Here is a 12,755-nt window from a genome sequence, read left to right as displayed (position 1 = left end):
CATGACGAAGGAGCAGGACGAGCTCGCGGCGGTGTTTCGGAGCGAGTCCGGGAAGGCCGTCGCGACGCTGGTGCGGATGCTCGGTGACATCGACCTGGCGGAAGAGGCAGTGCAGGAGGCCTTTGTGCGTGCGCTCGAGCGCTGGCCGCTCGAGGGCATCCCGCCCTCCCCGGCGGCATGGATCGTGGCGACCGCCAAGAACCGCGCGATCGACGTCGTGCGGCGCGAGTCCACGCGGGAGGAGCGCTACCGCCGCCGTGCCGCCCTCGAAGGTGAGGACGGCTCGCAGGCAGACCCCGCATCGGCCGTCGCGGAGCGGCTGGACCAGCCCGTAGGCGATGACCAACTACGACTGGTCTTCACGTGCTGCCACCCGGCGCTCGGGATGGAGGCGCGCGTGGGGCTCACGCTTCGGCTGATCGCGGGGCTCGAGACCCGGGACATCGCACGCGCCTTCCTGGTGTCCGAGGCCACAATGGCGCAGCGGATCACGCGCGCAAAGCGCAAGATCGCGACCGCCCGCATCCCGTACCGGGTCCCGCCGAGTGACGAACTGCCGGAGCGGCTGAGCGCCGTGCTCGCGGTCCTGTATCTGGTGTTCAACGAGGGCTACTCGGGCACCACGGACGCGACCCGCCCCGACCTCGCGCGCGAGGCGACGCGTCTCACGCGCGAACTCCACCGCCTGCTGCCCGAGGAGCCGGAGGCGGCGGGGCTGCTCGCGCTCATGCTGCTGACCGAGTCCCGCCGCCCCGCGCGATTCGATGAGGCAGGGAACGTGGTGCTGCTTGCGGACCAGGACCGCGCGCGCTGGGACATGGGCCTCATCCGGGAGGGGCAGGGCGTGGTGCGCGCGTGCCTGCGGCGCGGTCGTCCGGGGCCGTATCAGGTGCAGGCCGCGATCGCCGCGGTGCATTCGGACGCCGCACGGTTCGAGGACACCGATTGGCGGCAGATCCTCGCGCTCTACGACCAGCTGTTCGCGATCATGCCGACGGCGGTGGTGGAGCTCAACCGAGCCGTCGCACTGGCGGAGGTGCACGGTCCGGCCGCGGCGCTGGCCGTGGTGGACGGGCTGCCGCTCGAGCGCTACCACCTATGGCACGCCACGAGGGCGAACCTGCTGGACCGCCTGGGTCACGCCGATCAGGCGCACGGAGCCTACGCCGCCGCGGCCGCACTCACGCAGAACCCAGCGGAGCGGGCCTTCCTGCTGGGGAAGGCCCGCTCCTAGCCGCGTGTCGCGGCCGCGCTGAGGGTCACACCGCTACGAGCGGTTCATCCCCTGGCTGCGCTGCTGCTTGTGCAGCTGCGACGCCGGCGGCTGCTTGGCGTCGGGGTTCTGGTTGCCGCCCTTGGCGACCTCGCCCTCGGCGGAGACGGGCTCCTTCGACGGCGACTGCAGGTCCGGGCCGCCGGCCTGAGGCGGACGGTGGCTCGCGGCGTTGTCCACCGCGATGGGCTTGTCCTGGTCCGTCTCGGCCGCGTCGTCTCGCGGCTTGTCCTCGTCGTGGTTCGCGTGATCGGTCATGATCGTGGCTCCCTTCCTCGGGTCTCCAGTGACTTCGTCAACGCATCCGGGCGCGCGATCCATCCATCGGGGTGCGGCCACCGGGGTGCGGCCACCCGTGACAGGCCGGGCAACGGTGCTAGCGTCGCGAGCATGAGCAAGGCCGATGCGAGGGGCGCCTCCTCAGTCGCGGACGGCCCGCTCGACACCGGCCCGCCCGCCGCGCACCCGTCGATATCCCGCGAGACCGTGCGCGCGCTGCTCGCCTCCCAGATGCCGCACCTCGAGGACCACCCCGTGGGCGAGCGCTTCGACGGCTGGGACATGGCGATGTACCGGCTCGGCGAGACTCTCGCGGTGCGGCTGCCGCGCGTGGGCAGGGCCGTCGAGTCGCTCGCGCGCGAGACTCGGTGGACCGCCGCGCTCTCGCCCGAGTGGTCGTTCGCGTACCCGCACGTGGTCGCCAGCGGCGTACCCGGCGAGGGGTTTCCGTGGGACTGGGCGGTCGTCACGTGGGTGCCGGGCGATACGGCCGATGCGGCCCCGCTTGGGGAGGCGGCCGGCGCCCCGGTGGGGCGCGCGATCGCGGAGATTCACGGCGTCAGTTCCATACGCACGGCCGATGCGGGGGCAGGCCTTGCTGGGCGAGCGGCCCGGCCTCCGGTCGAGCAGGCCTGGTTCAACCCGGAGCAGTCGATCAGCATGTCGGAGCGCACGGCCGAGGTGATGTGGGCGCTGGGCCGCGTCGAGGCGGGCGACGGCGGTGCCAATGGGGTGCGCGTGGACGCCTCGGCAGCGCGGGCGATGTGGGAGGCCGCGCTTGACGCGCCCGAGCCCGACGAGCAGGTGTGGTCGCACGCCGACCTGCACGGCTCCAACCTGCTGAGCGACCACGGCGACTTCGCGGGGATCATCGACTGGGGAAAGATCGCTCGCTGCGACCGCGCCGTCGACCTCGCCTTCCTCTACACCGCGATGCCGTGCACCGGGGTCGAGCGCGCCATGGCTCAGTACCGTTCCGACACCGACATCCACGATGACGGCCTGGACGCGCGCGTGCGCGGCATCGCGCTGCACAAGTGCCTGCTGTGGGCGACGCTCGACCGGCCGCTCAACATCGCGATGGCCTGGGGCGGGCTTCACGAACTCGGCGTCACGTCATCCGCGTAGGATTCTGGGGCGGGGCCTCTAGCTCAGTTGGTAGAGCAGCGGACTTTTAATCCGTAGGTCGTGGGTTCGAGCCCCACGGGGCCCACCGATCCCTCGCCCGCGCTGTCCGGCCGCATCGCCTCGACGCCGATCCGCCACCCTCCTCGGTGATGAACCGCAGTTTCGCGAACGCCCCCACCGTCTCTTCCGGAAACGGACACAGCCCGCGAAGCGTTAATCTTCGGAACACTCCGCACGGCAGCACGAGCCCGTTGCGGGCGCGTGCACTCGGCGCGCAAGGGATGGCGAGGGGGTGCACGTGCCGAACGACATCCTCGACAACGTCGCGCTCGTGATCGCCGCAGCGGCCGTGGCAGTCCTCGCCCTCCTGTTCGCCGGACTCATCGGCGCGCGGCACGGCCGAGGCACCCGAGCGGTGCTGTGGACCGCGCTCCTGCTGTGGCTGCTGGTGATCGCCGTCGCCACCCTCGGCTCCACGGTGTCGTCGCACTACGCGGGGCCGCGTGGACTGAGCCTGGTGCCCTTCCAGGAGATCGAACGCGGCCTCACGAACGCGCGCGGGTCCAACCCGTGGATCAACCTCGTGGGCAACGTGGCACTGTTCGTGCCGTTCGGGCTGCTCGTGGCCGCTTTGGTGAAGGCCCGGTTCGTGGGACGCGTCGCCACTGCGCTCCTCCTCGGCGTGCTGCTGTCGGCGTCGATCGAGGTCGCGCAGTACGTGCTGGGCCGAGTCGCCGACATCGATGACGTGATCCTGAATGGCGCCGGCGCGCTCGCGGGAGGCATCGTCGGTGCGATCGTGGCCGCCATCGTGGTCGGCGCTCGCGCCCGCACCCTGCGCTGATCCCGCCTGGGTCTCGCCGTGTGCTGACCTCGCGTTCAGCTCCCTCGATCGGGCGCTCTGCTGAGGACCAGTGATACATCTCACAGGACAAGAGTCGTCGAATCGAGACCATGAACGAGCCGCAAGGCGAGCCCGCACCGGTGTGGCAGGTCGCCACAATTCCCCTGGTAGACCGGTACCGGGCGGCTTCGGCCCTTGGGCTGTCCGCTCCTCGGCTCGGTGGCCGCCGGTCGGCGCCGGCCTCCGCTCGGCATGCACGCTCCCGTGAGCCCTCGAACGCCCGCGCAGTGGAGGTACCGTTTGCGACACGCAGCTTCCTGATGCCCCAGGAACGCTCGGCATAGAGAGGTACAGAGGCACGTGCACCTGCCCAGCCTGCGAGCCCAGTCAACATCGATGACCGGCCGCCACCCCGTCCCGCAGACGCTTGCGGCCGCAGTCGCGATCGCGGTCGTCGCCGTCGCGACCGTCCTGGCCGCTCCCGCCGAGGCGGCTGACCCCTCCGAAAGGATCGAGGGCGTGCTCATCAGCGTCGCCCATGCGCTGGGAGACGATGCCTTCGCCGAAGAGGGGCACGCCAGCGACCAGGACCTGATCGTCACCGACGACGGTGCGCTGATTCCCGTCGAGCTGCCCGTGGGCGTTGAGGTGGAGGCCGGCTCGCACGTGGAGACGGTTGCCGCGGCGGGATCGGCCGAGTTGATCGCGTCGCTCACCCAGGACGCCGCCGACCCCGCGGGTGAACCCAGTGTCGAGGCGCATGAAGAAGTCCAGCTCGAGTCGGTGCAGGTCGTCGCGCAGGCGCCGGTCGCCAGGGACGGCGCCTCGCACCGCGCCTTCGTGGTCACGGTGGACGACGACACGACCGGCACGGACGTCCCTGTCGCGGAGGCGGTCGACGCCACCGAAATGGCGCTCGACTACTGGGTGGACGAGACCGACGGCGCCATCGGTGACTTCACCGTCGCCGACTCGAGGACGCTCACGCCCGGTTCGCAATGCCCGTCCTATCTGTCGCTGTGGAACCAGGCTCTGGGCCTCTACCCCCATGTCGACTTCTTTGGCGGCACGGATCACCTGATCGTGTACACCCCCGGTGACTGCGACTACGAGTACGCCGGCATCGCCTCCGTCGGCGGGCGCCTGGACGGCGGCGTCGTCCACGTCGCGTCGAACGAGCACCACACGATCGTGCACGAGCTCGGCCACAACCTGTCGTTGATGCACTCGAACCTGCGGTACCTGGAGGACGGGGCGTGGAAGGCGCACGAGTACTTCGGCCTATTCGGGCCGATGTCCGGCTCCGTCAGCCCGGACTTCGCCCCCGGGGCCGTCGGCGCCTCGCAGCGGTACTTCCTGGGGCTGCCGGGAGCGCGCGAGGGCACCGAGCACATGTTGATCGAGATGGGCATGGGCGACACTCGCACGGTCACGCTCAGCCCCGTCTACGCGGACTCGGGCACCACCGCCGTGCGCCTCCTCGACGCCGCGACGGGCGAGACGTTCTTCGTCGAGTACCGCGCGGGCGCGGGCAAGGATGCGGACACCTTCTACCAGTTCGCCTCAACGATCTCTGGAATCCGGTTCGACGGCGGTCTGGTCCGCTATGGTCCCGGCGTCGTGGTCTCCCAGCACTCGGACGACGGGGCGGTGTCGGTGCTGACCTCGCTGTCGGGCACTGGCCGATGGGACGCCGTTCAGCGCGAGGGCACGACGCTCGTCGACGAGTTCGACCGCTTCTCCATCACCGGGGGCGCGGCCACGTCGGAAGCGGTCGAGGTGACCATCACGACGGGTGGCCCGAACCCGTCGCCGTTCGGCGCCGAGATCGCATGGCTGCGCGACAACGGAATCACCAGCAACTGGGCCGATGGCACCTTCCGACCTCGGGGGCATGTCACGCGCGATGCGATGGTGACGTTCCTCTATCGCCTGTCCGGCGAGCCCGCCGTGACGCTGCCGCGACGATCACCGTTCTCCGACGTCACCCCCGACAACACCGAGTTCTACAAAGAGATCGTGTGGGCGCATCAGCAAGGCATCTCCAGCGGCTGGGCCCGCGGCGGCGGCTTCGAGTTCCGACCTGAGTCGCGCATCACGCGTGACGCCATGGCGGCATTCCTGTACCGATACGCCGGTGCAACCGAGACCGCGACCGGCGCGGATTCGTTCAAGGATGTGAGCCGCCGGTCGAGCGAGTTCTACGACGAGATCGCCTGGATGGCGAGCGCTGGCATCTCCACCGGTTGGAAGGACGGCACGTTCCGCCCGCTGGACCACGTCACGCGCGAGGCGATGGCGGCGTTCCTGTTCCGGCTGGCCGCCTGAGTCTCGCACGCGAACGTCGAGCACCAGCCGTCAGGACAGGTCCGTCGACCACACCACATCCTGCGGCTCGACGGGGCGCTGGAGCAGATACCCGGCCGCACTGTCGAAGCCGGCATCGATCACGCGCTGCAGCTGTTCCCGGGTCTCGACGCCTTCCGCGGTCACCCGGGCACCAAGGGAGTGCCCGAGGGTGACCATGCCCTGGAGGAGAGACCTCCCGCGCGCCGAGTCGGCGCTCGAGATGAAGCTGCGGTCGATCTTCACCAGGTCCACCGGCATGCCCGCGAGCCGTGAGAAGGAGGAGTAGCCCGTCCCGAAGTCGTCGATCGCGAGCCCCACACCTAGCCTGCGGATGGCGCGCAGCTCGTCCGCGAAACGCCGTTCCTCGATCAGACTCGACTCGGTGACCTCGATCCCCAGTCGCTGCGGCGCGAGGTCGATGCGATGCAGGAGCGCCTCGATGCGATCGGCCAGGCCCATCGTCGCGAGCTGCCGCGGCGACACGTTCACCCAGGTTCGGACGTTCTCCTTTGCCCCCCAGCAGGCCGCCTGGGTCGCCGAGACGTCGAGGATCTGGTCGCCGAGGGCGCGGATGAGCCCGGACTCCTCGGCGATGGGAACGAAGACCGCCGGAGAGATGGGGCCGCGGGTAGGACTGGTCCAGCGCGCCAACGCCTCGACGTCGACGGCCCGTCCCGTGCGCAGGTCGAACTCGGGCTGAAAGTGAACCGTCAGGGCGCGCGACTCGATCGCGGTCCGCAGCTCGCGCTCCAGCACGACCCGCTCGACCGCCTGAGTGTGCAGCGCGTCGTCGAACCACGCCGCCTGATCACGTCCGTCACGCTTGGCCCGATACCGGGCAGCGTCAGCATGTCTCAGCAAGCGTCCGAGGTCGGGGTCGCCCTTCGGCATCCTGGCGAGGCCGATGCTTGCGGTGAGCAGCAGCGAATGGCCGTCCACCTCCACCGGGCGTCGCGCCATCTGGAGGGTCCGCTCGGCGAGGGCGTCCACCTCCTGAGTCGCATCGCCCAGCACAGCGATGGCGAACTCATCGCTGCCCAGGCGCGCCAGCATCGCGGTCGGGCCCGCGATCTCGCGAAGGTCGTCCGCGAAGCGCTGGAGCACTCGGTCCCCGACCTCGTGCCCGAGCGTGTCATTGACCAGCTTGAGGTTGTCCAGGTCAGCGAGCAGCAGGCACACCGCGACGTCGGGCGCCTGGAGCGCCTGCTTCATCGCCTTCGCGAGCCCCGCCCGGTTCAATAGGCCGGTGAGATCGTCGGTCGCCGCCCGGGCCGCGAGCTCTGCCCGCGCCCGCTCGGCCGTGGCGAGGGCGGACTCGGCCACTGCGCGGGCCGACCTCTCGGCCTCGAGTATCCGTTCGCGCTCAGACAGCACCGAGTAGCGATCCCCGACGTCCAGGAAGTACACCGCCAGCCCGCCACCCTTCACTGGATAGGCGCGCACCTCGCATCGCAGGTCGGTGCCCGGGTAGTAGCCCTCGAACGTCACCGACTCCTGGGTGCGGATCGCGTGCTCGTACTGGTGCTGGAAGATGGTGTCGCGCGCGGTCGGAAAGGTGTCCCACAGGTCCTTGCCGAGCACGTCCTCGCGGCGCACGCTCAGCAGCGACTCCGCCTCGCGATTGAAGAACGTGATGCGCCAGTTCTCGTCGATCGAAAAGTACGCATCGCTGATCGAGTCCAGCATCTCCACCACGACGTCGGCGTAGGCCTGCTGGCGCGCGGCCGCCTCGAGCGCCGCGTCCACCTCCGAGGCGTCGTCGAACAGCACGTAGGTCCATGGCTGGCCGCCCCGCAGGAAGAGCGCGGAGGAGACATCCGCAGTGAAGGTGGACCCATCCCCGCGCAAGAACCGCAGCCTGCCGCGAAAGGCTCCATGCTCGGCGCGGATCGCCACCGCCGCACCCCAACGTTCGTCCGTGGGGTCGGCCAGGCCGGCACGCCCGAGTGCGCAGATCTCCAAACTGTCGCGGCGCAGGAACCGGCACGCCGCCGGATTGGCAGCGACCACGCGGCCGTCGGGATGACTGAGCAGAACGCCGTGGAGAGAGCCCCCGAACGGCGCCATGAGCTGGGCCAAGGCAGCCGGAGACGAGGCGGCGTCGAGCCCGCGTGCGTCACTCGTGGGCATGTCGCCGACGGCGACTGCGCGTAGGTTGTCCGGTTGCCTCATCGAAAGCCACTGTAGTCAAGGCAGGGCCACGGCACGCTCCGCTGGCGTGCCAGCTTGGTCACACTGCCGTGTGGCATTCAGCCTCCTCGAGCGCACCGATCCGCGACTGCGGCACGCTCCTCCCAGCACGCGAAAAACCCGGGGCGACGAGCCGCTCGATGCGGCCCGAACCCCGGGTTTCCGGCACTGATGAACTAGTGGCTGCCCTTGCTGCGCGACGCCTTGTTCTTGATGAACCCGTACACGACCGTTGCCGCGAACAGGATGAGGGCGATGACGGCGAGCCACAGAAGCGCCTCGACGACAAAGCCCACGACGGCCAGGACGGCAAACGCGATGAGCAGGACGATGATCAGTGTTTTCATATCCTGACGATACGTGAAAAACACCCGTACCGCTCACATCGGAAGCAACCGGACGCGCCGCTGCTCCTCATCCGAAGGTGAACGCGTAGGCCTCGACGCCGTCGGAGAGCGTGACGTCGAGCACGTGACGACCGGCGCCCGCCACAGGAAGGCGAGTCGGCATGCCTTGCCCGACACGAGGAGGCGCCGTGGCCCACGGCGACATCACCCACATCGACATCCCGGTCTCCAACATGGCCGCGGCGACCGGCTTCTACGGGACGCTGTTCGGCTGGCAGATCTCCGAGCCGCCCGGCTTCGAGGGCCACCCCATGTGGAGCACGCCCTACGGAGTGGGCAGCGGCGGGCTCTCCCCGCGGTCCGAGGACTTCGCAGACCCCGTCGGCAACGCCATCGGGCTGTACGAGGGCGTGACCGAGATGACCGAGGGCTGAGCTCGGGCCGGGCCGAGGGTCCCGGCCGGCACACGGGTCAGCGCAGAATGCCTCGTCTCCGCGCCACAGACACGGCCGCAGTGCGTGAGGACACCCCCAACTTGCCGTACACATGCGCCAGATGGGACTTCACCGTGGTCTCCGACACGAACAGCGTCGCCGCTGCTTGCGCGTTCGAAAACCCGGCAGCGACGAGTTCAAGCACCTCGAGCTCCCGTGCGCTGAGGCTCACATGCGGCGCACGCATCCTGTCGAGAAGACGGGCCGCGATCACGGGAGCAAGGGCGCTCTCTCCCGTAGCAGCCGCCCTCACAGCTGCGGTCAGCTCGTGCGGAGGCGCGTCCTTCAACAGATATCCGCTCGCCCCGGCCTCGACCGCGCCAAGGATGTCAGCATCCGCGTCGTAGTTGGTCAGAATCAGCACGTACGGGGCAGGCGCAAGACTCCGAATACGTCGCGTCGCGTCGGCACCAGTGACCTCGCTCCGGGCGCCGAACTGCAGGTCCATCAGCACCACGTCCGGCACGTCGCGCTGCGCGGCGTCTACTGCCTCAGCGGGAGTGGTCGCTTCCGCCACCACCTCGATGTCGTCCTCGAGGTCGAACAGGGCATTGAGCCCGGCACGGACGATGGGATGGTCATCCGCGATCAGCAGCCGAATCACTCTGCCTCCCACGCCAGTTCCACGACGAGGGTCGACCCTCGTCCCGGAGCGCTCTCGACCGACAGCACCCCGCCCAGCTGCTCCACACGCTCACGCGTCGCGTGCAGGCCGAACGAGTCCGCGGCGCGCGCCCCACGCAGCAGCGCGCTGGGCTCCATGGCCACCCGCGCACCAACCGACGGATCAAACCCGACGCCGTCGTCGGCCACACTGAAGCGAACGCTGCCACGGTCCGCAACGAGGCTGATGACGGCGTGCTGAGCATGGGCATGCTGAGCGACATTCGCCATGGCGCCCTGCGCGATACGCAGCAACGCTGTCTGCACATGCATCGGCAGTACCAGTGCGTCTGAGACCTCCACGGAGACGTCGAGGCCGTGCGCCGACCACCGTGTGCGCGCCAGCCTGCGAAGCGCGCCTCCAAGACCCTGGTGATCCAAGTCCGGTGGCGTGAGTTCACGGATGAAGCGGCGTGTCTCAGCCAGATTGGCGGCAGCCGTGTCGCGCGCCAGCGCGATGTGCTCGAGCCCTGGCCTGCCTCCGTCGAGGCGCTCCGCTGCGTGGAGGAGCATCTGGATGCTCGACAGACCCTGCCCTACCGTGTCGTGGATCTCCCGTGCCAGCCGCGAGCGCTCCGCGAGCACACCGGCCTCGTGTTCCCGTGCTGCGAGCTGGCTCTGCGTCTCGATCAACTCCTTCACGAGTGCCTCGCGCTGCTGCGACTCGCGAGCAAGGGCGCGATAGCCCAACCCAATCACCACAGCGACGCCCGCGCCCACGAGGGGACCCACGATGCCGCCGACGGTCCAGCCACCGTGGGACCCCAGGCCACCGATCGCGATCGCTGTCGTCACCGTCACTGCACTGGGGCCCCACCACCCGCCGAGCACCTGCAATTGAACGAAGAAGAGCGGGAACGCGACGTACGCGGCATCGGGAAGGAGCCACAGCAGGACCGCCCACTGGACGGTCAGCGCTGCCAGCCACACGCGCGCCGCCACGCGATGCGCGGAGTGGTCATCGAACCGTCGCGTGCGGGCGGCCGAGATGCCGCCGGCATAGGTCGCGGCGAGGACGAGCGACAAGGTGATGATGACGTCAACGTCGTGAGAGGAGATGACGGCGGCCCGCACCATCACCACTCCCACCAGCGCCAGGAACAGCACATGTTGTCCCCACCGGAGCCCGGCGAACACGGGCGACAAGGCCCTGCGTGGGGGCACGGTGGGGCTCATGCGTCGCACTCTACGGGCTCGCATTCGCGCCGCCATCGGCCGAAAGTACGACGGTGCAACCGTCCCTCCGTCCTGCCAAGGCTGTGCGGGTGGGCGATGACACGCCCAGGGTGCGCGGGGAGAGTGGGAGTGCCGCCACCCGGGGTGGCCGAAAGGGGCACACATGTTCGTTGCACTCCGCGATCTCCGCTTCGCTCGTGGGAGGTTCGTCTTGATTGGCGCCGTCGTGGGCATGATCACCGTGCTCGTCGGCTTTCTCAGCGGCCTCACCGGCGGGCTCGCCGCGCAGAATGTCTCCGCAATCCTCGCGATCCCCGCCGACCGCATCGTCTTCTCCGAGCCCGGTTCGGGCGCATCAGAGGTGTCATTCGCGGACTCTGCCATCACCGAGCGGCAGGCGCGTGCGTGGGAAGGCGCCGATGCGGTGGCGGCGGTTCGGCCGCTCGGCATCAGTCAGGCGCGCGCGGAAGTGGGTGACGTTCGAGCGTCCGTCGCGTTGTTCGGCGGCGAGGCGGAACTCGGCATCACGCCACCTTCACGCGATGGGTTGGTGACGCTGACCGCGCCAGCCGCAGAGTCGCTCGGCGCCAACGTCGGTGACGAGACGACGGTCGCCGGTGCCACCTACGTCGTCGAGGCCATTGAGGGCGAAGCGTGGTACAGCCACACTCCCGTGGCCCTGATCACGCTGGCCGATTGGCAGCGGCACAGTGCCGCCACTGGAAGTCCTGACCCGTACGCCACAGTGCTGGCCGTGACCGCGACCGAAGGTGCCGAGGTCGAGTGGGAGGGCATCGACCGTGCTCACGAGACTGCGGCCCAGACCACACTCGATTCGCTCATGGCGGTCAGTGCGTTCCGCTCTGAGATCGGGTCGCTGCTGCTCATGGTGACCATGCTGTTCGGGATCTCTGGCCTGGTGATCGGCGCGTTCTTCACGGTGTGGACCATGCAGCGCAAGGGAGACATCGCGGTCCTGAAGGCGTTGGGCGCGAGCACCAGCTCGCTGGTGCGCGACGCGCTCGGACAAGCCCTCGTCGTACTGCTCGCAGGAATCGGTTCCGGTATCGCGTTGGTAGCGACACTCGGTGCTGCGGCCGGCACAGCGCTGCCCTTCCTCCTGAGCCCCGTCACCACCGTTGCGCCGGGCGTGATCATGATTGCGCTCGGACTCGCAGGAGCCGCCGTCGCGCTGCGCTCCGTTGTCTCTGCCGACCCACTCACCGCACTCGGGAGCAACCGATGATCACCGTGGAATCCATCACCCTGACCTTCCCGGACGGGAACTCACGCATCACGGCAGTCGACGACGTCTCACTCACCGCCCGGCCGGGGACGGTCACGAGCATCACGGGTCCCAGCGGGTCGGGCAAGTCCTCCCTCCTGGCGGTCTCGGCCACGTTGGTCCGCCCGGATTCGGGGCGGGTGATGATCGATGGCATCGATGCCTCTGGGCTGGATCCCCGCGCCGCGACGGACCTGCGCCGGCGCAGCATCGGCATCGTGTTCCAGCACTCGAACCTGATTCCGTCCCTCACCGCACACGAGCAGCTGACCGTCATGAACGAGCTCGGCGAACCACGGGGGCGCCGTGGACGGCGCTCTTCCCGCGATCGAGCCCATGCGTTGCTCGACGCAGTGGGGATGGCCGACCACCGTCACAAGCGCCCTCATCAACTCTCGGGCGGTCAGCGCCAGCGCATCAACATTGCGAGAGCTCTCATGAACGAGCCCAGCGTGCTGCTCGTCGATGAACCCACGAGCGCGCTGGACCAGGAGCGCGGCGCCAGCATCATCGATCTCATCGTGCGGCTGACGAGCGAACAGCGCACCTCTACGCTGCTGGTCACCCACGATCTGGTGCACCTTCCCCGAACCCACGGCGTGGTCAACCTGGTGGATGGGCGCGTGGTCGAGCCTGCCGCGGCCCCTCGACGCTGACCACCGGTCGCGCGGGACCACGCGCACGCTGAAGCGGGCCGAGGGTCCCGGTCCACCCGGTGGGCTGGGAC

Annotated in this window: 12 protein-coding genes and 1 tRNA gene; 8 read left to right on the top strand and 5 right to left on the bottom strand. The window is 69.3% G+C overall.

All coding sequences use genetic code 11. From position 1 onward, the window contains the following. The first annotated feature begins 1 nt into the window (after window position 1). The gene (locus tag ACNI14_RS11090) at window positions 2-1,234 is read left to right on the top strand and encodes an RNA polymerase sigma factor (protein WP_420520093.1); all 1,233 of its coding nucleotides are present in this window, start codon (window positions 2-4) and stop codon (window positions 1,232-1,234) included. A gap of 33 nt (window positions 1,235-1,267) precedes the next feature. Here the strand turns inward: ACNI14_RS11090 and ACNI14_RS11085 are convergent, their stop codons facing one another. Then, the gene (locus tag ACNI14_RS11085; RefSeq protein WP_420520092.1) at window positions 1,268-1,531 is read right to left on the bottom strand and encodes a hypothetical protein; all 264 of its coding nucleotides are present in this window, start codon (window positions 1,529-1,531) and stop codon (window positions 1,268-1,270) included. 132 nt (window positions 1,532-1,663) lie between these two features. On the opposite strand from ACNI14_RS11085, the gene ACNI14_RS11080 reads away from it, so the two are divergent. From ACNI14_RS11080 to ACNI14_RS11065, 4 genes are all read left to right on the top strand, one after another. Then, complete coding sequence (locus ACNI14_RS11080; protein WP_420520091.1) at window positions 1,664-2,680, top strand: phosphotransferase; 1,017 nt, start codon at window positions 1,664-1,666, stop codon at window positions 2,678-2,680. Window positions 2,681-2,692: 12 nt separating this feature from the next. Beyond that, window positions 2,693-2,765, top strand: a tRNA-Lys gene (locus tag ACNI14_RS11075). Between the two features lie 213 nt (window positions 2,766-2,978). Then, complete coding sequence (locus ACNI14_RS11070; protein ID WP_420520090.1) at window positions 2,979-3,524, top strand: VanZ family protein; 546 nt, start codon at window positions 2,979-2,981, stop codon at window positions 3,522-3,524. Between the two features lie 396 nt (window positions 3,525-3,920). Further along, entirely contained in the window at window positions 3,921-5,852 is a 1,932-nt protein-coding gene (locus ACNI14_RS11065; RefSeq protein WP_420520089.1) for an S-layer homology domain-containing protein, read from the top strand. Window positions 5,853-5,882: 30 nt separating this feature from the next. On the opposite strand, the gene ACNI14_RS11060 is transcribed toward ACNI14_RS11065, so the two are convergent. Beyond that, window positions 5,883-8,045 carry a putative bifunctional diguanylate cyclase/phosphodiesterase gene (locus ACNI14_RS11060; RefSeq protein WP_420520088.1) on the bottom strand — a complete coding sequence of 721 codons (2,163 nt, stop codon included), beginning with the start codon at window positions 8,043-8,045 and terminating at the stop codon, window positions 5,883-5,885. A 194-nt stretch (window positions 8,046-8,239) separates the two neighbouring features. After that, window positions 8,240-8,410: a hypothetical protein gene (locus ACNI14_RS11055; RefSeq protein WP_420520087.1), complete on the bottom strand. Its 171-nt coding sequence runs from the start codon at window positions 8,408-8,410 to the stop codon at window positions 8,240-8,242. 188 nt (window positions 8,411-8,598) lie between these two features. On the opposite strand from ACNI14_RS11055, the gene ACNI14_RS11050 reads away from it, so the two are divergent. After that, window positions 8,599-8,844, top strand: a complete 246-nt coding sequence (locus ACNI14_RS11050) for a VOC family protein (RefSeq protein ID WP_420520086.1) — start codon at window positions 8,599-8,601, stop codon at window positions 8,842-8,844. A 37-nt stretch (window positions 8,845-8,881) separates the two neighbouring features. On the opposite strand, the gene ACNI14_RS11045 is transcribed toward ACNI14_RS11050, so the two are convergent. Further along, window positions 8,882-9,508, bottom strand: a complete 627-nt coding sequence (locus ACNI14_RS11045) for a response regulator (protein ID WP_420520085.1) — start codon at window positions 9,506-9,508, stop codon at window positions 8,882-8,884. Further along, window positions 9,505-10,743: a sensor histidine kinase gene (locus tag ACNI14_RS11040; RefSeq protein WP_420520084.1), complete on the bottom strand. Its 1,239-nt coding sequence runs from the start codon at window positions 10,741-10,743 to the stop codon at window positions 9,505-9,507. The genes ACNI14_RS11045 and ACNI14_RS11040 overlap by 4 nt, the downstream gene beginning before the upstream one ends. A 163-nt stretch (window positions 10,744-10,906) precedes the next feature. On the opposite strand from ACNI14_RS11040, the gene ACNI14_RS11035 reads away from it, so the two are divergent. Both ACNI14_RS11035 and ACNI14_RS11030 read left to right on the top strand, forming a co-directional pair. Then, on the top strand, window positions 10,907-11,989 hold the full coding sequence (locus tag ACNI14_RS11035) for an FtsX-like permease family protein (protein ID WP_420520083.1): 1,083 nt from the start codon (window positions 10,907-10,909) through the stop codon (window positions 11,987-11,989). Continuing rightward, window positions 11,986-12,684, top strand: coding sequence for an ABC transporter ATP-binding protein (locus tag ACNI14_RS11030; RefSeq protein WP_420520082.1), 699 nt, complete (start codon window positions 11,986-11,988; stop codon window positions 12,682-12,684). Before ACNI14_RS11035 ends, ACNI14_RS11030 begins: the two co-directional genes overlap by 4 nt. Window positions 12,685-12,755: the final 71 nt, after the last annotated feature.

It is taken from the genome of Demequina pilifera (assembly GCF_048814985.1).
Lineage (GTDB): Bacteria > Actinomycetota > Actinomycetes > Actinomycetales > Demequinaceae > Demequina.
This window is presented reverse-complemented; position numbering and strand designations above follow the sequence as displayed.

Bases quoted from the DNA above. Each gene is read 5' to 3' on its own strand.
- ACNI14_RS11090 (WP_420520093.1), top strand. From the start codon at position 2: ATGACGAAGGAGCAGGACGAGCTCGCGGCGGTGTTTCGGAGCGAGTCC.
- ACNI14_RS11085 (WP_420520092.1), bottom strand. From the start codon at position 1,531: ATGACCGATCACGCGAACCACGACGAGGACAAGCCGCGAGACGACGCG.
- ACNI14_RS11080 (WP_420520091.1), top strand. From the start codon at position 1,664: ATGAGCAAGGCCGATGCGAGGGGCGCCTCCTCAGTCGCGGACGGCCCG.
- ACNI14_RS11065 (WP_420520089.1), top strand. From the start codon at position 3,921: ATGACCGGCCGCCACCCCGTCCCGCAGACGCTTGCGGCCGCAGTCGCG.
- ACNI14_RS11060 (WP_420520088.1), bottom strand. From the start codon at position 8,045: ATGAGGCAACCGGACAACCTACGCGCAGTCGCCGTCGGCGACATGCCC.
- ACNI14_RS11055 (WP_420520087.1), bottom strand. From the start codon at position 8,410: ATGAAAACACTGATCATCGTCCTGCTCATCGCGTTTGCCGTCCTGGCC.
- ACNI14_RS11040 (WP_420520084.1), bottom strand. From the start codon at position 10,743: ATGAGCCCCACCGTGCCCCCACGCAGGGCCTTGTCGCCCGTGTTCGCC.
- ACNI14_RS11035 (WP_420520083.1), top strand. From the start codon at position 10,907: ATGTTCGTTGCACTCCGCGATCTCCGCTTCGCTCGTGGGAGGTTCGTC.
- ACNI14_RS11030 (WP_420520082.1), top strand. From the start codon at position 11,986: ATGATCACCGTGGAATCCATCACCCTGACCTTCCCGGACGGGAACTCA.